The following is a 22083-nucleotide window of genomic DNA, read 5'->3' on the forward strand; positions in this document are numbered from 1 at the left end:
CAGGGCGTCTATGGCATCGGCGACGCCACCCTGAACGGGCGGGAAAAGGCCGTTGTGGCCTATCTCGAGGAGCACGTGATCCCGGTGCTGATCGGCCGCGACGCGCGGCGCATCGAGGACATCTGGCAATATCTCTATCGCGGCGCCTATTGGCGCAGGGGCCCCGTCACCATGCGGGCCATCGCCGCCGTCGACGTGGCCCTATGGGACATCAAGGGCAAGGCGCTCGGCGCGCCGCTCTATGACCTGCTCGGCGGCAAGAGCCGCGAGGGCGTCCTGGTCTATGGCCACGCCAACGGCGCCGACATCGCCCAGACCAGCGACGAGGTCGGCCGCTATATCGACATGGGCTACAAGGCCATCCGCGCGCAGTCCGGCATTCCGGGCGTGGACAAGGCCTACGGCGTCGGGCGCGGCGACATGTTCTATGAACCGGCCGACGCGGCCCTGCCCACCGAGACCGTCTGGTCGACACCGAAATATCTCGACCACACCCCCAAGCTGTTCGAGGCCCTGCGCGTGCGGTTCGGCATGGAGCCGCACCTGCTGCACGACGCCCACCACCGCCTGACCCCGCTGGAGGCCGCCCAACTCGGCAAGTCGCTGGAGCCCTACCGGCTGTTCTGGCTGGAGGACGTCACCCCGGCCGAGAACCAGGAGGCCTTCCGCCTGATCCGGCGGCACACCACCACCCCACTGGCGGTGGGCGAGGTGTTCAACACCATCTGGGACTGCAAGGACCTGATCCAGGAGCAGCTGATCGACTACATCCGCGCCACCATCGTGGGCGCCGGCGGGGTCACCCATCTGCGGCGGATCGCCGATTTCGCCTCGCTCTGGCAGGTGCGCACGGGCTGCCACGGGGCGACGGACCTCTCGCCGGTGACCATGGGCGCGGCCCTGCACTTCGACACCTGGGTTCCGAACTTCGGCGTCCAGGAATATATGCGCCACACCGCAGAAACCGACGCGGTCTTCCCCCACGCCTACAGCTTCTCGGACGGACTGTTGTTTCCGGGTGATGCGCCCGGCCACGGCGTCGACATCGACGAGGCGCTCGCCGCAAAGTATCCTTACGAGCCGCGTCAGCTTCCAGTTGCAAGACTCGAGGACGGGACCATGTGGAACTGGTGAAACACTGGGCGTCACAAATCTTTATACTCAGATCGGGGTGGCGGCCCGACGCCCGTTAACCTTTGATTTAGCTTCTGGCCACAACGCTGCGCGGCATTCTGTCCCACCAAAAGTAACTTGGGGTAGTCCAGGTAACGGCCCGCCGCGGAGACCCCGCGACGCTCGAACCCTGTTGCGCGGGGCTGTGCCGGCATGCCGGGCGCACCCCTTCATGTCCGAGGCGAAGGGGAATTTCCGATGGCGAACTGGTTTGGTGGCAAGCTCAGCAAGGCGGAGATCGAAACGCAGATGACCCTGGAGGCGACCGTCGCGGCGATCCAGCGTTCCCAGGCGGTGATCACCTTCAAGCTCGACGGCACGATCGTCGAGGCCAACCAGAACTTCCTCGACACCCTGGGCTACCGGGCCGACGAGGTGGTGGGCCGCAAGCACGCCATGTTCGTCCCGCCCGAGGAGGCGAACAGCGCGGCCTACAAGGCCTTCTGGCGCACTCTGAACAACGGCGAATTTGTCGCCGAGAAGTTCCGGCGGATCGGCAAGGGCGGCCGCGAGATCTGGATCCAGGCCTCCTACAACCCGATGTTCGACGCGGCCGGCAAACCCTTCCGGGTCATCAAGTTCGCCACCGACGTCACCGCGATCGAGCAGGAGCGCGCGCGCAACGAGGCGGAGCGCCGAAGCGCCCAGGCCCGCCAGGAGCAGGCCGTGGCCGAGGTCGGTCTGGGCCTCACACGCCTCGCCGCCGGCGACCTGACCTATCGCATCACCGCCGCCCTGGCCGAGGACTACAGAGGTCTCCAGACCGACTTCAACGGCGCGATCGAACGCCTGCAAGAGGTGATGACCACCATCGTCAACACTGCGGGCGGCATGCGGTCCGGGGCCGGCGAGATCAGTCAGGCCGCCGACGAGCTGTCGCGGCGCACCGAGCAGCAGGCCGCCAGCCTGGAGGAAACCGCCGCCGCCCTGGAGGAGATCACCGCCACGGTCCGCCAGACCGCCGAGAACGCCCGCCAGGCGCAGACCGCCGTCACCGCCGCCCGCACCGACGCCGACGCCTCGGGCAAGGTGGTCGAGAACGCCGTCACCGCCATGGGCGCCATCGAGGGTTCGGCCTCCCAGATCAGCCAGATCATCGGGGTGATCGACGAGATCGCCTTCCAGACCAACCTGCTGGCGCTCAACGCCGGGGTCGAGGCCGCGCGCGCCGGCGAGGCCGGCAAGGGCTTCGCCGTCGTCGCCTCCGAGGTCCGGGCCCTGGCCCAGCGCTCGGCGGAAGCCGCCAAGGAGATCAAGGCTTTGATCTCCGCCTCCAACCAGCAGGTCAGCACGGGCGTGGACCTGGTCGGCAAGACCGGCGAGGCCCTGCGCCGCATCGTCAGCCAGGTCGCCCAGATCACCGACCTGATCACCGGCATCGCCGCCTCCGCCCAGGAACAGGCCGCCGGCCTCCATCAGGTCAACACCGCCGTCAACCAGATGGACCAGATGACCCAGCAGAACGCCGCCATGGTCGAGGAATCCACCGCCGCCAGCCACGCGCTGTCGAACGAGGCGACGGAGCTGAACCGGCTGATGGGCGAGTTCGATCTCGGCGCGATCACCGCCGCCCGGCGCCCGGCGCATCAGGCGCGCGCCCAGGCGCCCCAGCGACGCCCTGCGCCGCTGGCCCAGCGCTCCGGGGCGGCGGCCGCGCGCAAACTCGATCCTGCGCCAGACGTCGATAGCTGGGAGAGCTTCTGACCCTGCGACCGATGCGCCAAATCGGCTCCGGGCGCGCCGAACCCGCGCCCGGAAGCCCCGGCATTAGGGCTTCATTTACCAACGCGATCCCTACTGAATTCCAGTCGCTTTTGTAAATCGAGTATGGGCTGCGGCCCCCGCCCAACCCCGTCCCCGGAAGGATCCCTGATGGCTCTCGATGAACGCGGCCTGCCTGCGGTAGGCGCTGAACTGGTCACCGTCGCCATTGGCGGCCAACAGTTCGCCATCGACATCATGATGGTTCGCGAGATTCGCGGCTGGACGGCCTCCACGCCCCTGCCCCACGCGCCGTCCTATGTGCTGGGCATGATCAACCTGCGCGGCGCGGTGCTGCCGGTGGTCGATCTCGGCTCGCGCCTGGGGCTCAAGGATTGCGCGCGCACCTCCTCCTCGGTGGTCATCGTCGCCCATATCGACGGCCGCCAGGTCGGCCTGCTGGTCGACGAGGTCTGTGACATCGTGGTGCTGGCCGAGAACATGCTGCAACCGGCCCCCCAGGTCGGCGCGGACCGCTCGGAAGAGTTTGTGCAGGGCGTCATCACCACCGACGCCGGCATCGTCACCCTGCTGACCCTCGACGGCGTCCTGCCCCGGGTCGCCGAAGCCGCCTAGTCCAGCCACTGGTAGATGTACCAGTCGCCCTCGATCCGCCGCTCCACATAGAGATACTTGGCCTTCTCCCCACGACGGGCGAAGGCGTCGGTGTCCGGAACCTGGTCCTGGGGGTTGGCCGCCCGGTCATAGACGATGCCCTTCACAGCCTTCGATCCCCAGCGCGTGGGCGCCAGATAGGCGAAGCGCACGGCCAGGCTGGAGGCGTTGTCTGGCCCGGTCTCGCCCGCCGCCACTGAGGTCGCCCCTACCGATCTCAGAATGCGCGCCAGCCGTTCAGCCCGGGCCGGATCGGCGGACTTCGGCTCGGCCTTGGGACTCGCCTGGCCCTCGCGAAGCGTGACAGCCTCGATCCCTGGGGCGCGATCGAACTCTGCGACCGCCTCATGGAACAGGTCCTTGTGCGCCTCGAACGCGGCGATCAGGGCGCCATCGGTCGGGGGTGGCGCGGGCCTGGCGCAGCCGGCCAGGACCAGGGCCGCCGCCATGCCGCTCAACACCACCGATCGCCGCATCACCTGCCCCGCTGATTCACGTTCGAGCGGAACCTAGCACGAGATCTGCGGGCGTCAGGCGGCCCGGCTGTCCAGGGCCTTCTCGATGCCGGCCAGCAGGGCGTCGCCGGTGAGCGGCTTGGCCACGTGCAGGTCGGCGCCCGCCTCCAGGGCCTCGGCGCAGTGGTGGGCCATGGCGTTGGCGCTCAGCACGACGATCGGCACGTGCGCCGGCCAAGCCTGCTCCGCCTCCCAGCGACGGATGGCGCGGGTGGCGGTGAGCCCGTCCATCACCGGCATCTGCAGATCCATCAGCACCAGGTCGAAGGGCTCGGACCGCAGGGCGTCCACCGCCTGGGCGCCGTTGTCGACCGTGGTCAGGACGATGTCGAAGGGCGACAGCAGCAGTTCGACCACCTTCTGGTTGGCGAGATTGTCCTCGGCCAGCAACACATGCAGGGCGCGGCCGCCCTGCGAGGTCTCGGCCTCCGCCTCCTCGGCCGCACGGGCGGCGGAGGGGATTTGCTGGCGGGCGATGTCATAGTCTGCCAGGGCCTGGTCGCGGGTCAGGGGCAGGCTGAAGCTGAAGGTGCTGCCTTCCCCTGGCCGAGAATGCGCGCTGATCTGGCCGCCCATCATCTCGACCAGCGACTTGCAGATCGCCAGGCCCAGGCCCGAACCACCATAGCGTCGGGTCATGGTGCTGTCGGCCTGGTTGAACCGCTCGAACAGATGGTCCGCGAGCTCGGCGTCGAAGCCCACCCCGGTGTCGCGCACCGCACAGGTGAACTGGGCCGGGCCGTTGCCCTGCGCGGGTTCGGTCACCTCGACCTCGACCATGACCTCGCCCGCGGCGGTGAATTTCATGGCGTTGGACAACAGATTGCCGACGACCTGGCGCAGCCGCACCCCGTCGCCCTGGAACCGCCCCCGGGCGGTCGGCCCGAACCGGGCGGTGAAGGCCAGGCCCTTGGCCTCGGCGTTCAGTCGCGCCACCGCCAGTCCGCCGCTGAGCGTCTCGCCCAGATCGAACACTCCCAGCTCCAACTCCAAGCCGCCGGCCTCGATCTTCGACAGGTCGAGGATGTCGGACACCAGGCGCGTCAGGGTGGCGCCCGCGCCCCGGACCAGATCGACCATCTCCCGCTGGGGAACGGTCAGCTCGGTCCGCGCCAGGGCGTCGACCACCCCGATCACGCCGTTCAGGGGCGTGCGGATCTCATGGCTCATATTGGCCAGGAAATCGCTCTTGGCCTGGTTGGCGCGCTCGGCGGCCTCCCGCGCGGCGGCCGTCTCGGCCTCGACCCGGGACTGCTCGGTCACGTCGCGCGCCACGGCATAGACCCGTTCGCCCGACGGCCGCGCCTGCCACTCCAGGACCCGATAGCTCCCGTCGCGATGGCGATAGCGGTTGCGGTGGTTGAACACTGCGTGGCCCTCGAGGAACCGCCGCCCTTCCGCAATCGTCGTCGCCCGGTCTTCCTCGTGCATCAGCGGCAGATAGGACTGCCCCACCAGGCTCTCGACCGGCCAGCCCAGCACCTGTTCCCAGGCCCGGCTCAGGCGGACGAACCGTCCCCGGTCATTGATGATGCACAGCAGGTCGGCCGACATGTCGAAGAAGGTCATCAGTTCGCGGGCCGCCTCGACTTCACGGTCCGCAGCCTCCCGCGCCCGGGTCTCGCTGGCCCGCGCGGCGGCGTCGGTCCGGTCACGGGCGATCGCCAGCGCGCCCAGTTCGGCGGCCGCCTCGATGAGGGCGACATCGTCGTCCGAGGGCCTGCTGACTTCGCGGTGATAGATGGCGAAGCTGCCGACCACCTCGCCCGACGCCAGGCGGATCGGCTCCGACCAACAGGCGGCGAGCCCAGCCTGGCCGGCCAGATCGCGATAGGGCGCCCAGAGCGGATCGGTCTGGACGTCCGTCACCACCACGCGCTGACCCGTGAAGATGGCCGTGCCGCAGCTGCCGACATTGGGGCCGATCTCAAGCCCGTGGATCGCGTTATTGTAGAAGTCCGGCAAACTCGGCGCCGCCCCGGGCGCCAGGCGCGTCCCGGTCTCATCCCGCAGCAGGATGCTGCACAGGATGGTCGGGTCCTCTGCCTCGACCATCCGCACGATGGCCTCCAGCGCGCCAGACAGATCCGCGCCGGATCCAATCAAGGCCATGGTGCGCTTGAAGATGGAGAAGGCGGCGGTCCGACTCATGGGCGCAGCTTGCGCCGAGCTTGCTAAAATCGCTTTGATTTCAACCGGCCAACTTTATCCAAGGTTGTGTGACATTTCGCCACACGTATCCTTGCGCAGACCGGCTCCGAAAAGGAGGCCGCGACGGTTCGAAAGCCCGGTATAAATCCCGCCTCCGACAGCCTGGAAGGATCCCCAAATGCCCCGTTCCCCCGACTATCTCGGCGCCACCGGCATCGGGGTCAGCGATCTGGCCGCCTCGGCGGTCTTCTACGAGAAGGCGCTCGGCATGAAGCCGGTCCAGACCTTCAAGCTGCCCTATATGGACGAGATCGTCATGAGCCATGAGGCGCGCAACGCCGTGGTCCTGATGCACTGGACCGACGGCTCGGAGCGCGACTATCGCGACCTGCCGATCAAGCTGGTGTTCTACGTCACCGATCCGGTCGCCTCGGCCGCCGCCATCCGCGCGGCCGGCGGTTCGATCCATGTGGAGCCCGCGCCCCACGCCAGCCTGGGCGGGGCCATTGTCGGCCTGGGCAAGGACCTCGACGGCTATGTGATCGAGTTGCTCCAGGCGCCGGCGCCGAAGGCCTGAGCTCGGGCCTGACGGACTCTGCGCCGACCGGCGCGAGCCCGCCGAGCGCGAAGGCCCCTCATCCTCACGACCGCGCGCCGGGCGACGGGGCGGAGATCTCCCGCTCCGGCTCGTTCGCCCCGGCGCGTTCGCGATGGGGTGGCCGTCGCAAGCTGGTCCTCATCCTTGGGGGCCTCGCCCCCGTATAGCTTGGGAACCTCCGGAGCTTCCCATGGCCGTCCTGCCCCTGCTCGCCCTCAATGCCGCTGTCTCGATCGCCCTGTTCCTGGGTTTGTGGGCGATCAACCTGCGCACCCGCGACCCCAGCTTCATCGATGGCTGGTGGGGGTTGGGCATGGCGGTGATCGCCCTGACCAGCTTCCTCGCCACCGGCGGCCAGGGCGCGCACCGGCTGGCCCTGACCGCGCTCTGCGTCGCCTGGGGCGTCCGGCTCGGCGGCTATCTCCTGTGGCGCTGGCGCCAGCACGGCCCGGATCGGCGCTATTCGACCATGATGGCCGCCGCCCAGGCCGAGCGCGGCTGGGGCTATGGCCAGGCCTCGCTGCTGCTGGTCTTCGCCCTGCAGATGCCTTTGCAGTTCGTGGTCTGCCTGCCGGTCCAGCTGGGCCAGGTGGCGGACGCCGGCGCCCTCGGCCCGGTCGGCTGGGCCGGCGTCGTCCTGGCGACCCTCGGCCTGGGGTTCGAAAGCCTGGGCGACTGGCAGCTGGTGCGTTTCAAGGCTGATCCCGCCAACGCCGGCAAGGTGCTGAACACCGGGCTCTGGCGTTACACGCGCCATCCGAACTATTTCGGCGACGCCTGCATGTGGTGGGGTCTGTGGCTGATCGCGGCCGAGACCGGTCTGGTCGGCGCCGCCAGCCTGCCCGCTCCCATACTGATCACCCTGCTGCTGACCCGCTGGAGCGGCGTGCCGACGGTCGAGGGCTCGATCGCCAAACGCCGGCCGGACTACGAGGCCTATGTGGCCCAGACTTCGGGCTTCGTCCCCTGGCCGCCGAAACGGACGGCTTAGCCCGGCTTCTTCACCGAGCGGGCGCGCAGCCGGGCCGGCGGCGGATCGGCGCGGAAGTCGCCGGCGATCCCCACCCGGGCGTTGCAATTGGGGCAACGCACGACCTCGTCATCCGGCCCCTCGGCCGGCGGATCGAAGCCCTTGCCGCAGGGCTTGCACTTCCAGCCGAAGCTGGGGGCCGGCGGCGGCGGTGGCGGAGCGGCCTTGGCCGGCGCCCGCTTCTTGCCGAACAGCTCTTCGGCCGTCTTCGGCGCAATTCCCGACTTCAGGGTCAGGATCCGGCGGCGGGGTGGCTCGGTCGTCATGGCCTAACTGGGCTGAATACGGGCGACGCGGTCAAGCGTCTTTGAGAAGCACAAGCGCCCTCCAACCGGAAGGGCGCAGATCAATCAACCGCAAACAACCGCTGGCCGGCCGAATTCGACCAAGTGCGACGCAACGTCCCCATCAATGGGACAGGAACAGCGGACAGGGCGGCGCGGCCAGGAGATCATTGCTGACCCCGCCCAGGATCAGTTCGGCGAGTCGCGAGCGACCAAACAACCCCATGACCACCAGGTCGGCGCCCAGGGTCTTGACCTGATGGCGCAGGACATCGGCCGCCGAGGCGTCGTCGCTGGAGTCGCGGATGATGTTGGGGGTGACGCCGTGGCGCTCCAGGTGGCGTTGCAACAGGCCCTCGGGCCCGCCCAGACCGCCGTGCGAGACGATCAGCACATGCACCGCGTCGGCCTCGCGGATGAAGGGCCAGGCGTCATGCAGGGCGCGGGCGGCCTCGCGGCTGCCGTTCCAGCCGATCAGGATGTTGCGGCCGACCAAGCCGGCCGGCGGGTCGTCCGGCGTCACCAGCACCGGCCCGCCGCTGGCCAGGGCCAGGCTGGCGGCGGAGTGGCGGTTCTGACCCATGCTGGCGGTGGCCGAGACCGGGAAGACGGTCAGGTCGGCGCGGCGCGCGCAATCGACCAGGTCAGTGGGCGCGTCCCCCTCGATCGGCAGCCATTCGGAACTGGCGCCTGTCTCGGCGGCGGCGGCCTCGAAGACCATGCGCGCCGCCTCGCCCGCCTTGTCGACGGCCTTGAGATGCTCCTTGAGCAGGCTGTCGATCATGTCTGGCGACATGCCGCTGAGCGACTCGGCGGCCATGTACTGGTGGAGGAACTGGCTCTTGAGGAACACCCCGGTCAGGTGCGCCTCGAAGCGTCCGGCCAGGCCGGCGGCGAACCGGGCCCGGGCGCGGGAGACCGGGGTCTCATCGATCTGAACCAGGATGTCGCGGTAGGTCATGGCGTGCTCCTTCTGAGCCGACATTGGACGCCCTTTGGCGGCCGCGCGCCTTGACCGGGATCAACCCTCACGGGCGGCCTCAACCCCGCCGGCCGATCCGCGCCTCAGCGACGCCCGCTCGGCGCGTCCCGAGGCGCGCAGGAACCAGCCCATGATGACCCACCACAGGCCGCCGGCGACCTCGCCGCGGACCGCCACGACCAGGCCGGCGCCCATCAGCAGCAGCGCCAGCCCCTCGCTGATCGCCAGGGCGGTGCGGGTCGCGGTGTCCTGGCGCCGAAGGACCAGCCACAGCAGGGCCCGCAGCACCCGGCCTCCGTCCAGGGGAAAGGCCGGAGCCAGGTTGAACACCGCCAGGATGATGTTCAGCCCCGCCAGATAGGTCACCGCGTTGATCACGATCACACTGGCGCCCATGGCGTGCAGCGCGCCGGCCACGACCGCCAAGACCAGGCCGAACACCAGGCTGAAGGCCGGCCCGGCAATGGCCATGGCCAGTTCGCTCAAGGGTGTGTGGGGCTCGTCCCGCAGCTCGGCGACCCCGCCGAAGAAGAACAGGGTGATGCGGTCGATCCGCATGCCGAACGCCCGGCCGACCAGGGTATGGGACAGCTCATGCAGGACGATCGACACCGCCAGCCCCAGGACGGCGATCACCGCCATGGCCAGATAGGACTGGGGCGGCAGGCCGGCATAGAGCTGTGGGAAAGCGCCCGAGGCCAGGGAACTGCCGATCAGCAGGGCCGCGACCAGCCAGCTCAGATTGATCCGGATCTCGACCCCGAACAGATGCAGCCCGCCCCGGCGCGGCCGGGCTTCGATCGCGCTCATGGCGGACTCCTGTTGACCGCCCAGGTCTGGCCCAGACGGGCGCGGCGCGCCTTGCGCCAGGTCAAGCCTTGGCGGGCTGCGGAAAGGCGAAGCGCTTCAGACCCTGGGCCGCCAGCAGATAGATCACCACGAACAGGCCGATGGTCGCCAGCACCGCGGGCCTGGGAACCACGAAGCCCAGGGGCGCCCCCAGCGGCGTGAAGGGCAGGATCACGGCCACGGCCAGGGCGCCCAGCGAGGTCGCCGTCAGCCAGGGATGCGGCAGGGCCTTCCACGGCAGGCCCCGGGTGCGGATCACGAAGATCACCAGAATCTGGGTGGCCATGGATTCCAGGAACCAGCCGGTGCGGAACTCCGCAGGCGCGGCGTGGAACACCAGGAGCAGGGCCGCGAAGGTCAGGAGGTCGAACACCGAGGACAGGGGCCCCATCACCGCCGAGAACCGGGCGATGGCCTTGAGGCTCCAGACCTGGGGATGGCGCAGGGCGGCGGGGCTGACATGGTCGAGCGGGATGCCGATCTCGGAGATGTCATAGAGCAGGTTGTTGAGCAGGATCTGGGTCGGCAGCATCGGCAGGAAGGGCAGGAACAGCGAGGCCACGCCCATCGACAGCATGTTGCCGATGTTGGAGCTGGCGCCCATGCGCACGTACTTCATGATGTTGATGAAGGTCCTGCGCCCCTCCTCCACCCCGTCGGCCACCACGGCCAGGTCGGAGTCCAGCAGGATCATGTCGGCCGCCGCCCGGGCCACGCCGGTCGCGCCTTCCACCGACAGGCCGACATCGGCGGTCTTCAGGCCCGGCGCGTCATTCACCCCGTCGCCCAGGTAGCCCACCACCTCGCCGCGCTCGCGGAACAGCCGCACGATGCGGGCCTTCTGGTCCGGCGACAGCCGCGCGAAGGCGTCGACCTGGTCCAGCTGAACCGCGAGGGCGGCGTTGGGCATGTCGGCGATGTCGGGGCCGGAGAGCACCCGCTCGGCGCGCAGCCCCACCAGTCCGGCCAGGCGGCGCACCACGATGGGATCGTCGCCGGACAGGATCTTGAGCTTCACCCCCGCCTCGGCCAGCCGCGCGACGGCGGCCTTGGCCGTGGGCTTGATCGGGTCGGAGACCAGGCAGAAGCCTTCCAGGGTCAAGACCTTCTCGTCCCCGGTCGGCCCGCCCCAGTCCGCGCCCGACGCGATGGCGACGGCGCGGAAGCCCTCCTCCGCCCGCGCCTTGACCCGCCCGACCACAGAGGCCCGCAGGGCGTCGTCCATGGGCCTGAGGCCGCTGGCCGTGCGCACCGTGGTGCAACGGGCCATCACCGCCTCCGGCGCGCCCTTGACCAGGGTCAGCTCGCCGTCGGGGCCCTTGACCCGCACGGCGCCGACCCGGGCCTGATAGTCGAAAGGCCGTTGGCTGATCAGGCTCCAGCCCTCGGCGGCCTTGGGCTCGCCCTGCGCCAGGGCGGCGTCCAGCCCGCCGCGATCCCCGCCCAGGGTCGCGGCGATGGCGGCCAGCCGCGCCGGGCCGCGATCTTCCCCCCCGTCGGGATCGACCGAGCGGTCCAGCTGGATACGCGCCTCAGTCAGGGTGCCGGTCTTGTCCGTGCACAGCACCGTCATGGCGCCCAGGTCGTGAATGGCGGCCAGGCGCTTGACGATCACCTTGCGGGCCGCCAGCCGCATGGCCCCGCGCGACAGGGTCACGGTGGTGATCATCGGCAGCAGTTCGGGGGTCAAGCCCACGGCCAGCGCCACAGCGAACATCAAGGACTGCAGCACGGGCCGCCCCGCCACCACATGGGCGGTGAGGATCACCAGGGCCAGGGCCAGGGTCAGCCTCGCGATCAACAGGCCCAGGCCATGCAGGTCGCGCTCGAAGGCCGAGGGACCTTCGGCCTCGGTCAGGATCGCGGCGGCCTCGCCGAACACCGTCGCGCGGCCGGTGCCGGCGACCAGGCCCGTGCCCTCGCCCGCCTGGACCACCGAGCCCCGGAACAAGGCGTTGGCCGCCTCGGCGGGAGATCGCGCGACGCTGTCGCCGGGGGCCTTGAGGACGGGATAGGGTTCGCCGGTCAGGGCCGCCTCGCTGGTCGACAAGGCGAAGCTGGCGATCAGGCGGATGTCGGCCGGGACGATGTCGCCGGTGCGCACGCGGACGATGTCGCCGGGGACCACCTCCGCCACGTCCAGGGCCAGGAAGACGCCGTCGCGCAGCACCTCGGCCGTCAGCGCCACCGCCTGGCGCAGGCTCTCGGCCGCCTTGAGCGCGCGACCCTCCTGGACGGTGTCGAGCCCGACGGAAATCAGGACGATGGTCAGGATGATGCTGGCGCCGGCCACGTCGCCCGTCGCCGCCGAGACAATGGCGGCGCAGACCAGGATCAGGGCCAGCGGCTCCAGCAGCCGGCGGCGGATGGCCTTCAGCTGGCCGAACCGCGCCGGCGGGGCGTCGAGATTGGGGCCGGACCGGACCAGGGCCTGGGCGGCCTCGGCGGTAGTCAGGCCCTCGGCGCGGGATCCCAGCCGGGCGTGCAGCGCCTCGATCGGCTCGGCCCAGAAGGGGGTGTCGGCGGCAGGGGTGGCGGTCATGGTTGCAGCATCGCCTAACCGCGCCGGATCGCCTTGACCCGGCTCAACTTAGGGAACGCGCGAAACGTGCGGCGGTCGCGGCCCTAGCCTGCCAGGGCCGCTTCCAGCGTCTCGCGGACCAGGTCGGGACGCTCCATCGGCAGGAAGTGGGATGTGCCCGGCACGGTCTCGATGCGGATCCGGCCATCGGCGGTCAGGGCCTCGATATGGCCGTCGACCCGGCAGGTGGAGCCGTGCTCGGCCCGCAGGACGCGGATCGGGCAGCGCGAGGCGCCAAAAGCCCGGAAGCCCGCGCTGTCGGCGGTGGTGAAGTTGGAGGCCTCCCAGGCCCCCGAACAGGTCAGCTCGACCTCGCCGTCGGCCCGCGTCGCGAAACCGTCGGCGACATAGTCGACCAGGGCCGCCTCTGGCCAGGTCTTGAAGGCGCCCCGGCCACGATAGGCCTCGACCACCGCCGCGTGGCTGGGGAACACCGCCCGGCGGTTGCGAGCGCCCAGCGCCAGGGGCGAGCGCGCCATGTCCTCCGGCGGCGGCTGGGGGGTGTCGGGCGACATCACCACGGGGTCGAACAGCACCAGGCCGCGCACCCGCTCCGGCGCGCCGGCCGCGGCGATCAGGCTGGCGCAGCCGCCCATGGAGTGGCCCGACAATATGACGTTGGTCAGATCCTCCGCCGCCAGGGCCGCCATCAGGTCGTCGGCCAGGTCGCTCCAGGAGGTGCGGCCCTCGGTCTCGGTGGGCAGGCGCGAACGGCCATGGCCGCGCATGTCGATCATCAGCACCCGCCAGCGGTCGGCCAGGGGCGCCAGCAGGCTGCGATAGGTGCGGGCGTTGAAGCCGTTGGCGTGGCTGAAGACCAGGTCGATCGGCCGGTCAGCCGGGCCCATCTCATAGGCGGCCATCTCACCGCCGCGACCGGGCAAGGCGATGACGCGGTCGCGCAGGCGCGGCTCCAGAACTTCAGACATGCGTGTTTCCGCCCCCGACCTATGCCCTCGGCCATGGCGCCCAGCGGCGGCGGCGTCAACAGAGGACGTCGCGCTTGACGGCGCCGGCGGCGGCCCGGCAAACCCTGGAAGGTCGTCCCTCACCCCGTGGAGCCCCCATGTCCGAGATCCCTGCCGACATCTTCAGCGAACAGGACGAGGTCGACACCGACACCCTGGCCAATCTCGGCCCGCTGCGTGGGCTGGCCGGGGTCTGGGAGGGGACCAAGGGGCTCGACGTGAACCCCTATTTCGACACCCCGCGCCGCCAAGTCTATGTCGAGCACATCGACTGTCAGCCGATCGATCCGCAGTCGAACGGGCCGCAGCTGCTCTATGGCCTGCGATACCACGTCCACATCGTGAAGCCCGGCGAGACCGAGACCTATCACGACCAGATCGGCTATTGGCTCTGGGAGCCGGCGACCGGGCTGATCATGCATTCCCTGACCATCCCGCGCGGCCAGGTCGTCCTGGCCATGGGTTCGGCCGCCGCCGACGCCACCAAGTTCGAGGTCGAGGCGATCCGCGGCTCGACCGAGAACGGCATCTGCTCGACCCCGTTCCTGGAGGCGGCGTTCCGCACCGACTCCTTCAAGATGAGCGTGACGATCCTGTCGGACGACAGCTGGTCCTATTTCGAGGACACGGTGCTGAAGGTGCGCGGCCAGGACGAGCCCTTCCACCACACCGACCGCAACACCCTGACCCGCGTCGCCCAGCCGACGCCCAACCCGCTGGCGCGGATCGACGGCCGGGCCGACTGATCAGCGCATCGTTGGCCGGCCAAAGCGCCAGATCATCGCCGGCAGCAGGATCAGGCTGGCGATCGTCGAGGTGAACAGCCCGCCGAGGATGACGATGGCCATGGGCCCCTGGATCTCGCGGCCCGCCTGACCGGTCTGTATGGCCAATGGCGCGACGCCCAGGGCGGTGACCAGGGCGGTCATCAGGATCGGGGTCACCCGCTCACGCGTGGCCTGGGCCAGGGTCGCCAGCGACCAGTCATGCCCCTCCTCGACGATCAGATGGTCGAGGTGCGAGACCAGCAGTATGGCGTTGCGGGCGGCCACCCCGAACAGGGTGACGAAGCCGACCAGCGAGCCGAGCGAGAGACTGGCGCCGGTAACCGCCACCGCCGCCACGCCACCGACCAGGGCGAAGGGCGCGGAGGCCAGGATCAGGCTGACCGCCCGGCCGTCGCGGAAGGCGATCAGCAGCAGGGCGACCACGGCCGCGCCGGCCAGGGCGACATTGAACAACAGCTCGCGCTGAGCGGCCAGGGTCCCCTCGGCGGTCCCCGAATAGTCGAGATAGACCCCTGGCGGCAGCTTCACCGACCTGGCGATCGCGGCCTTGGCGGCGGCGGTGACCTTCAGGACCTTGGCCGGCGGCGGATTGGTGGTGACCACCTGGCGCGGGCGGCCGCCCTGGTGGGAGATCAGGGTCCGGCCGTCGGTCAGATAGACGTGGGCCACCTGCTTCAGGGCGACGGCCGCACCGCCTGGGGAGCGGACCAGCAGGTCGCCGACCGCCTCCGGGTCCTGGCGAACCTCCGGCGCGGCGGTGACGGCGATCTCGATGGAGCGGCTGGCGTCATAGACCTGGGCGGCCTCGACGCCCTGATAGGCGGTCTGGACGGCGTCGAGCGCATCGGCCGGGGTCAGGCCATAGCGGGCGAGGTCGGCGAAGCGCAGATCGACCCGCACCACCGGGGTCTGAGGCGGGGTCTGGACCTTGACGTCCACCGCGCCCGGCACCTTGGCCAGGGTCTCGGCGATGTCGGCTGCCACCTTGTCGAGGGTGTCAAGATCGGCGCCATAGACCCCCACCGCCAGGGACGCGGTCTCGCCGGTCAGGGACTCGCCGATCCGGTCGCCGAGGAAGGTCATGACCTCGGTCTCCAGGCCCGGATAGCTGTCCAGCACCTCGTGGATCTCGGCCTGGATCCTGTCCTGGGCCGCGCCGGACAGGCCGGGCTTCAGCTCGACATGGAACTCGCTCTTCTCCGTGCCCCAGGTGTCCTCGCCGCCCTCGGCCCGGCCAATCTGTTGCTCGGCGCTCTGGATACCGGGAATGGCCAACAGGTCGTGGCTGATCGCCTCGCCATAGCGGCGCATGACGCCGAGCGAGGTCCCGGGCGGGCCGGCCACGCTGAGCACGAAATGGCCCTCGCGGAAGCTGGGCAGCAGCTCGGAATTGAACAGGGTCAGGCCGGCGACGGTGATCAGCGCCGCAAGCGCAGCGGCGATGACCGATCCCCCCGGCCGGCCGCAGGCGCGCATCAGCAGGGTCTCGTGCCAGGCCTTGGTGCGGACCAGGAAGGCCGGTTCTCCCTCCAGCCGGGCGTCGCGCAGGAACAGCAGGGCGAGCGGCGGGGTGATGACGATGGCCACCGCCAGGGAGGCCGCCGTCGCCACGATGAAGGACGCCGCCAGGGGCGAGAAGAACGCGCCCTGCAGCCCGTGCAGCATCAGCACCGGAACCAGGACCAGGGCCACCACCAGGGTCGCGTAGATCACCGGGGCGCGGACCTCCAGCGAGGCGGCCAGCACCACCTGGGCGGCGGGGGTGTCGCCTCGGGTGCGCAGACGACGCACGATGTTCTCCACATCGATCACTGCGTCATCGACCACCACGCCCAGCGCCACCGCCAGGCCGCCCAGGGTCATGGTGTTGATGGTCGAACCCAGCCGGTCCAGCACGATCACCGCCGTCAGCAGGGAGAGCGGGATCGAGACGAACGAGATGGCGACGGTGCGCAGGTCGCGCATGAACAGGAAGAGCACCAGGGCGATCAGGGCCGCGCCGATCAACAGGTCCTCGCCGATGCCGCCGAGCGCCGAACCAATGAAATTGGCGGGCCGGTGCAGGCCGGTGATCACCGTGATCCCTTGCGCCTCCAGGGCCGGGCGCAGTTCCTCCAGCGCCGCCTCGACCGCGTGGGTGGCGTCGAGCGTATTGGCCCCGTACTGGCTGGAGAGGCTGATCAATACCCCCGGGCGGCCCATGATCACCGCGTCGCCCACGTCTGGCGCGGCGGCCTCGCGCACGGTCGCCACGTCGCCGATGCGCAGCGGCGCGCCGGTCCCATTGCCGGGGATCGGGGCGGCGGCGATGTCGGCGGCGCTCTGGGCCTGGCCGCGCGGCTCGATCAGGATCCGCTGCTGCGGGGTGTCGATGAAGCCGCCGCCAGTGACGCCGGTCGAGGCGCGGACAGCGGCCAGCAGGTCGGAGAGGCTGAGATCGCGGGCGGCCAGCTCGGCGGGTCGGACCTGGACCTCCAGCCGCCGCACCTCGCCGCCATAGACGGTGGCTCGCGCCACCCCGGCCGCCGACAGCAGCTTGGGCCGCACGGTCCATTGGACCAGGTCGCGCAGCTGCAGCGGCGTCATGCGGTCGGAGGTGAAGCCGACCTTGAGCAGGTCCATGGTCGAGGAGGTGAGCGGCGCGACCTTGGGGCTCTTCACCCCGGTCGGCAGACTGGTCGTAACCTCGCCCAGGGCCTCGGCCACCACCTGGCGAGCGCGGTAGGGATCGGAGCCCTCCTTGAACACCACGGTGACGATGGACAGGCCCTGGATCGAATCCGAGCGCACGTCGGCGACCCCGGCCGCCCCGCTGATCGCCTGTTCCACGGGTCGGGTCACCAGCTGCTCGACCTGCTCGGCGGCCAGGCCCGGGGCCTCGGTCTGCACCTCGGCCTGGGCCGGGACGAAGTCGGGGAAGACGTCGAACTTGGCGTGGGCCAGGACAACGCCGCCATAGATCAGCAGCAGCAGGGCGGCCACGGCCACCAGGCGGGGCCGGTTGAGCGACCAGCGGACGAGGGCGGCGAGCACGGGCCTATTTGTCCTTGTCGTCGTCAGCGGCCGGCGCGCGCGGCGCCTCAGCGGCGTGCAGGGCTGCGGCGCCCGAGACCACCACCGGCTCGCCGGGCTTGAGGCCGCCGGCGGCGAACAGGCCGGCCGGCTCCGCCGCCGCCCCGGTGATCGTCCGACGCTCGAAATGGGTGGCGTCCTTGCGGACATAGGCGAAGGTCGCGCCGCCGGCCCGGATCAGGGCCGAGCGGGGGATCATCACCCCCTCCCCGCCACCGCCGGCGCTGATGGTCGCCGGCAGGGTCAGGCCGACGCCAAGCTGGCTCGCCTGGGGTCCTGTGACCAGGCCGATCAGGCCGGACGACAGCAGGCGCAGGTCGGCGGACCGGGCGGGGCCCAGCACCTGCACCGTGGCTGTCCCGCCGGCGCCGAGCTCGAGCCGCACGGACTTCGCCCCGGCCAGGCCGCCGCCCGCGTCGATCCGCACCAGGGCGGCCACGCCGGAGGCCAGTTGGCCGACCAGGTCGCCGCGCCTGGCGTCGCTCATCGCCATGAAGGCCGGGCCCCATTCGAGGCCCAGCCGGCGGCGCAGCAGGGCCAGCTTGGAGCCGTCGGCCCGGGCCTGGGCGATCGCCGCCTCGGCCGTGCGGGTGGAGACGGTGGCGTCGGCGGCGGCCAGGCCCCGCGCGCGGGCCGCCTCGGCCTGGGACGCCTGGGCCATGGCGGCGGCCTGGGCGATGTCGGAGTCCAGCACCGCCAGCGGTCCGGGATCGAGCACCCGGGCAAAGCCGGAGATCGCGCCGGAGTGGCGGGCGGCGGCCAGGGGCTGGGTCGCCAGGCCCAGCTTGCGCTGAGTGTCGGCGGACATCTCGATCAGCGGGCTGGCGGCCATGGCCCGGCTGGCGGTCAGGCTCAGGGCCAGAAGGACGGCGAAGCGCACGCGGCTCATTTGGCGGTCTCCAGCTGGGCGACGGCGGCGCGCATCAGCTCGGCTTGGGCGGGATCGGCGGGACGCCGCAGGGCGTCCTCCAGGTCAAGGGCGGCGAGCGCCAGGGTCATGCGGGCCTCGGCGACGGTCAGCGCCGCCTCGTCCAGGGCGGCCCGGGCGGCCAGGTCATCGGTGCGATCGGCGGCGCCCGCCTTGAGGGAGAGGGCGGCGGCGCGGGCGGCGCGGTCGGCGGCCGGAAGATCGCGGGTGCGGGCGATCTCGTCCTGCAGCCGGGCGGCGGCCAGGGCGGCGGCGGCCTGGTCGATGGCGGCCAGCACCTGGGCCTGGGCCGCCTCCAGGCCGCGACCGGCCTCGGCGCGGCGGGCCTCCGCCTCGGCGATGGCGGCGCGGTTGAGATCGGCGGGCGGCAGGGTCAGGCCGAGATTGAACGGCAGCTTGGCCAGGCCATGGTCCCAGCTATAGCCGGGCCCCAGACGCACCTCGGGATACTGGCGCGCGACCTCGACCCGCAGGGCGGCTTCGGCGGCGTCATAGTCAGCCAGCGCCCGCAACACGTCGGCGCGGGCCCCGGCGGCCTCGGCGCGCTGGCTGGCGGTCACCGGCACGTCGGGACCGGCTTCGACCGGCGCGAGGCGCAGGCCCGCCACGGCGGCGGGTGACACGCCCAGGGCGGCGGCCAGGGCGGCCTCAGCCTGGGCTGCCCGGGCGAGCGCATCGGTCTGGCGATGGCGGGCGACGGCGAGCTCGGTGGCGGCGACCAGGGCGGTCGGGCGGGCGTCCTCGCCTGCCACCACCCGCTCATTCAGACGGCCCGCCCGCTGGTCACGCAGTTCGACCAGATCGCGGGTGAGACGCAGCGCCTCGTCAGCCGCTCTCAGGCCGATCCGCGCCTTGGTCAGGGCCATGCGCACGGTCCAGACCGACTGGACATAGTCATAGCGGGCCTGGAGTGCGGCGAGGTCGGCGGCGGTCAGCCGGCCAGCCCGTCGCGCCCCGGCGTCGACGGGAAGGTCAGCGGCGGCGCCATAGAGCCAGGGCGAGGACTCCTGGGCGTATTCCGCCGTCAGGGTCAGGGTCGCGGCCGGCCGGACCCGCGCCGTGCGGGCGGCGGCCTCGGCGGCGCGATAGCGGGCCCGGGCCTGAGCGATATCCGGATTGCGCGCGATGGCGGCGGCCAGCAGGTCGGCGCCGGTCCAGACCGCGCCCGCCGGCTTCTCGTCAAGGCCGCGCGCCGCCAGGGCGGCGGGAAAGGCGTCCAGCCGCACGGGCGCCGGCGCATAGGTCTGGCAGGCGCCGAGCGCCGCGAGGGCCGCCAGTGCGGGAACGGCCCTCCGCCTCACTTGCCGACGACGAGCAGTTGGAAGGTTCCGACCAGGGCGGTGGGCCGGCCATTGGGCCCGAGGGTCGTGGAATAGGTGGCGGTGGGCAGGAAGACCCGACCGGTGGCGGGATCGACCGCCAGGGTGCGGGCGCCCTTCTGAGTGGGCACGGTCTCGACCAGGGTGGCGTCGCCATGGGCGATGGAGATCACCGCCAGGGTTCCGCTGACGCCGGCCGGCACGAAGGCCAGGTGATGGACCGCGTCATAGGCGACCCCGTCGGCGCCGTCGCCGATCTTGATCTGGCGAACCTGCTTGCCGGTCCGGGCCTGGGTCACCACCGCGACGCCGTCGCAGGAGGAGATCAACAGCTTTTCGCTGGCCACATAGGCGATGCCGGTCGGCCCCTCGCAGCCGGCGAGGGCGTAACGGGCCGTCACCTTGCGCGCGGCGATATCGACCACGGCGACGAGGTTCTGGTTCTCGACATTGACGAACAGGTGGCCGGCCCCGTCGACGGCGGCGGCTTCAAGCGTGCCGCCGACCGCGATGGCGCCCAGGGCGGTGTGGGTCTTGGGATCGATGACCGTGATGTCGCCGCCGCGATGGTCCATGACCAGCAGCAGGCCGGAATGAGCGTCAAAGACGGCGTCGTCCGGCCCATCGCCGGTGGCGACCGAGGCCAGGGCCGCGCCAGTGTCGGCGTTGACGAAGGTCGCGGTGTTGGGCGTCCCGTTGGTGATCACCACCTCGGCTCCCCCGTTCACCGGGAAGGCCGCATGGCCCCGGGCGGCGGGGGCGAAGGCGTCGGTGACCTTGCGGGTCTTAAGGTCTATGGCGGTGACCCCCGCGCCGCGCGCCACCAGCACCCGGTCGCGGGCGGCGTCATAATTGGCGTAGTCCCAGCCGCCGTCGGGGCCGGCGATGCGGTCGATGACATGATAACCGGCGGCCTGGGCGGCGGGCGCCAGGGCCAGGGCGGCCAGGCATGCGGCGGCGAAACGCGAAGCGGTCATGATCATTCTCCCCTTGGGAAGCGCGGAGACTGGGTGAGTCGGGCTGACCAGCCGATGGGGAGAAGATCACCAAACCCCAATGTTGGGCCACCGGCATTCAGGCGGCCGGCGGAAAGGTCACACGGGCGATCAGGCCAGGGTGGGCGTCGGCCAGGCGGACCTCTGCCCCATGCAGCCGCGCGACGGCGGCGACCAGGGCCAGGCCCAGGCCGCTGCCCGGGGTCGAGCGGCTGCGCTCCAGGCGGTAGAAGCGATCGAACAGCCGCGCGTGCTCGGCCTCCGGCACACCCGGCCCGTCGTCGGCGACGCTGAGCACCGCAGCGCCCTCCCCCGCCGTGGCGCCCACCTGGATGCGAGCGCCGGGTCCGGCGTGGCGCAGGGCGTTCTCCACCAGATTGACCAGCATCTGGGTCAGGAGCTCGACGTCGCCATCGACGGGAACCGGGCCTTCGACGCCAAGGGTCAGGCTCTGGCGGCCGTCCTCGGCCGAGGGCGCGAAGGCCTCGACCACCGTACGGGCGATCTCCGAAAGATCGCAGCGGCGGAAGGCCGCGCGCCGCGCCCCGCCCTCGATCTGGGCGATGCGCAGCAGGGCGGCGAAGGTGTCCAGGATGGAATCGAGGTCGGCCAGCCCGCCTTCCAGGGCGACGGCCCGTTCATCGGGAGCGGCCAGGCCCGCCTCCAGCCGTTGCCGCAGGCGGTTCAGCGGCGTGCGCAGGTCATGGGCCACGTCGTTGGAGACCTGCTTGAGGCTCTCCATCAGGGCGGCGATGCGGTCGAGCATGCGGTTGATGGTCAGAGCCAGGCGATCGAGATCGTCGTCCGAGCCCTGCACCGGCACCCGGCGGGCGAGGTCGCCGTCGATGATCGCCTCGGCCGTGCCGGAAATCGCCGCCAGCCGGCGGTGGACATCGCGGCTGAGCGCATAGCCGCCCAGCACCCCCAGGATCACCACCCCCAGCAGGGTCCAGCCGAAGCTGCGGAGCAGGATGTGATCCAACACCTCCACATGTTTGTCATCATCCCCGACCAGCAGGCGGCGGCCCTGCGGCAAAGCCACGGTCAGGATGCGCACGGGCTCACGGTTGGGACGGTCGCGAACCACGGTCCAGCCCAGGGGCGTCCGGGTCCGGACCAGCCGGCCGGCCATGCCCTGGCCGCCGGTGTCCAGCACGCCATAGTCCAGGGACCCGGGGGTGCGGTCGCGTTCCCTGACCGCCTGGATCAGGCCCTCCAGCCCCTCGACCTTGTATTCCTCGACCAAGGCGTTGGATTCCGAACGGACCCGGTCGTCGAACTGTTCCGACAGGGCCGCGCGGGTGGTCAGCAGGGTGACGGCGCCCAGCAGCACCACCGAGATCGCGAAGCCGGCGGTGTAGAGCGCGGCCAGGCGCAGGCTGGTGGAGCGGAACATCTAGTCGGGTTCGCGCAGGATATAGCCGGCCCCGCGCACCGTATGGATCAGCTCATGGCCGTGGCCGCGATCCACCTT

The 22083-nt window shown here is 70.9% G+C and carries 18 protein-coding genes; 6 read left to right on the top strand and 12 right to left on the bottom strand.

Annotation, left to right across the window (positions count from 1 at the left end; all coding sequences use genetic code 11):
* From manD to Q7P21_RS09480, 3 genes are all read left to right on the top strand, one after another.
* The coding region (gene manD, locus Q7P21_RS09470) for a D-mannonate dehydratase ManD (RefSeq protein ID WP_304176859.1) at positions 1–1134 on the top strand (1134 nt) is incomplete at its 5' end.
* Positions 1135–1371: 237 nt separating this feature from the next.
* Positions 1372–2877, top strand: coding sequence for a PAS domain-containing methyl-accepting chemotaxis protein (locus tag Q7P21_RS09475; protein ID WP_304167065.1), 1506 nt, complete (start codon positions 1372–1374; stop codon positions 2875–2877).
* Between the two features lie 168 nt (positions 2878–3045).
* Positions 3046–3510 carry a chemotaxis protein CheW gene (locus Q7P21_RS09480; RefSeq protein ID WP_304167068.1) on the top strand — a complete coding sequence of 155 codons (465 nt, stop codon included), beginning with the start codon at positions 3046–3048 and terminating at the stop codon, positions 3508–3510.
* Here the strand turns inward: Q7P21_RS09480 and Q7P21_RS09485 are convergent.
* The gene (locus tag Q7P21_RS09485; protein ID WP_304176862.1) at positions 3507–4025 is read right to left on the bottom strand and encodes a hypothetical protein; all 519 of its coding nucleotides are present in this window, start codon (positions 4023–4025) and stop codon (positions 3507–3509) included. The two genes, Q7P21_RS09480 and Q7P21_RS09485, sit on opposite strands and share 4 nt — an antisense overlap.
* Before the next feature lie 54 nt (positions 4026–4079).
* Positions 4080–6215: an ATP-binding protein gene (locus Q7P21_RS09490; protein WP_304176865.1), complete on the bottom strand. Its 2136-nt coding sequence runs from the start codon at positions 6213–6215 to the stop codon at positions 4080–4082.
* 178 nt (positions 6216–6393) lie between these two features.
* Here Q7P21_RS09490 and Q7P21_RS09495 point away from each other — a divergent pair, with 178 nt between their 5' ends.
* Together Q7P21_RS09495 and Q7P21_RS09500 are read left to right on the top strand one after the other, a co-directional pair.
* Entirely contained in the window at positions 6394–6792 is a 399-nt protein-coding gene (locus Q7P21_RS09495; RefSeq protein ID WP_304167076.1) for a VOC family protein, read from the top strand.
* 211 nt (positions 6793–7003) lie between these two features.
* Positions 7004–7804 carry a DUF1295 domain-containing protein gene (locus Q7P21_RS09500; protein ID WP_304176867.1) on the top strand — a complete coding sequence of 267 codons (801 nt, stop codon included), beginning with the start codon at positions 7004–7006 and terminating at the stop codon, positions 7802–7804.
* On the opposite strand, the gene Q7P21_RS09505 is transcribed toward Q7P21_RS09500, so the two are convergent.
* The 5 genes from Q7P21_RS09505 to Q7P21_RS09525 form a co-directional block, all read right to left on the bottom strand.
* Positions 7801–8109, bottom strand: coding sequence for a hypothetical protein (locus Q7P21_RS09505; RefSeq protein ID WP_304167082.1), 309 nt, complete (start codon positions 8107–8109; stop codon positions 7801–7803). The two genes, Q7P21_RS09500 and Q7P21_RS09505, sit on opposite strands and share 4 nt — an antisense overlap.
* Before the next feature lie 142 nt (positions 8110–8251).
* Complete coding sequence (locus Q7P21_RS09510; RefSeq protein ID WP_304167084.1) at positions 8252–9088, bottom strand: universal stress protein; 837 nt, start codon at positions 9086–9088, stop codon at positions 8252–8254.
* A 60-nt stretch (positions 9089–9148) separates the two neighbouring features.
* Entirely contained in the window at positions 9149–9919 is a 771-nt protein-coding gene (locus Q7P21_RS09515; RefSeq protein WP_304176869.1) for a site-2 protease family protein, read from the bottom strand.
* A 61-nt stretch (positions 9920–9980) separates the two neighbouring features.
* Positions 9981–12500 (bottom strand): magnesium-translocating P-type ATPase, encoded by a 2520-nt coding sequence (gene mgtA, locus Q7P21_RS09520; protein ID WP_304176872.1) that lies wholly within the window; start codon positions 12498–12500, stop codon positions 9981–9983.
* Between the two features lie 83 nt (positions 12501–12583).
* Entirely contained in the window at positions 12584–13468 is an 885-nt protein-coding gene (locus Q7P21_RS09525; protein ID WP_304167095.1) for an alpha/beta fold hydrolase, read from the bottom strand.
* Positions 13469–13605: 137 nt separating this feature from the next.
* Between Q7P21_RS09525 and Q7P21_RS09530 the strand changes: the two genes are divergently transcribed.
* Positions 13606–14253 carry an FABP family protein gene (locus tag Q7P21_RS09530; protein ID WP_304167096.1) on the top strand — a complete coding sequence of 216 codons (648 nt, stop codon included), beginning with the start codon at positions 13606–13608 and terminating at the stop codon, positions 14251–14253.
* On the opposite strand, the gene Q7P21_RS09535 is transcribed toward Q7P21_RS09530, so the two are convergent.
* The 5 genes from Q7P21_RS09535 to Q7P21_RS09555 form a co-directional block, all read right to left on the bottom strand.
* On the bottom strand, positions 14254–17328 hold the full coding sequence (locus Q7P21_RS09535; protein WP_304176875.1) for an efflux RND transporter permease subunit: 3075 nt from the start codon (positions 17326–17328) through the stop codon (positions 14254–14256).
* Between the two features lie 4 nt (positions 17329–17332).
* Positions 17333–18256: a hypothetical protein gene (locus tag Q7P21_RS09540; protein WP_304176878.1), complete on the bottom strand. Its 924-nt coding sequence runs from the start codon at positions 18254–18256 to the stop codon at positions 17333–17335.
* Positions 18253–19596 carry a TolC family protein gene (locus Q7P21_RS09545; RefSeq protein ID WP_304176880.1) on the bottom strand — a complete coding sequence of 448 codons (1344 nt, stop codon included), beginning with the start codon at positions 19594–19596 and terminating at the stop codon, positions 18253–18255. Before Q7P21_RS09545 ends, Q7P21_RS09540 begins: the two co-directional genes overlap by 4 nt.
* Positions 19593–20591, bottom strand: coding sequence for a YncE family protein (locus Q7P21_RS09550; protein ID WP_304176883.1), 999 nt, complete (start codon positions 20589–20591; stop codon positions 19593–19595). Before Q7P21_RS09550 ends, Q7P21_RS09545 begins: the two co-directional genes overlap by 4 nt.
* Positions 20592–20688: 97 nt before the next feature.
* Complete coding sequence (locus Q7P21_RS09555; RefSeq protein WP_304176886.1) at positions 20689–22005, bottom strand: HAMP domain-containing sensor histidine kinase; 1317 nt, start codon at positions 22003–22005, stop codon at positions 20689–20691.
* Between the last annotated feature and the right edge of the window lie 78 nt (positions 22006–22083).

Source organism: Phenylobacterium aquaticum, from assembly GCF_947378715.1.
Taxonomy (GTDB): Bacteria; Pseudomonadota; Alphaproteobacteria; order Caulobacterales; family Caulobacteraceae; genus Phenylobacterium; species Phenylobacterium aquaticum_A.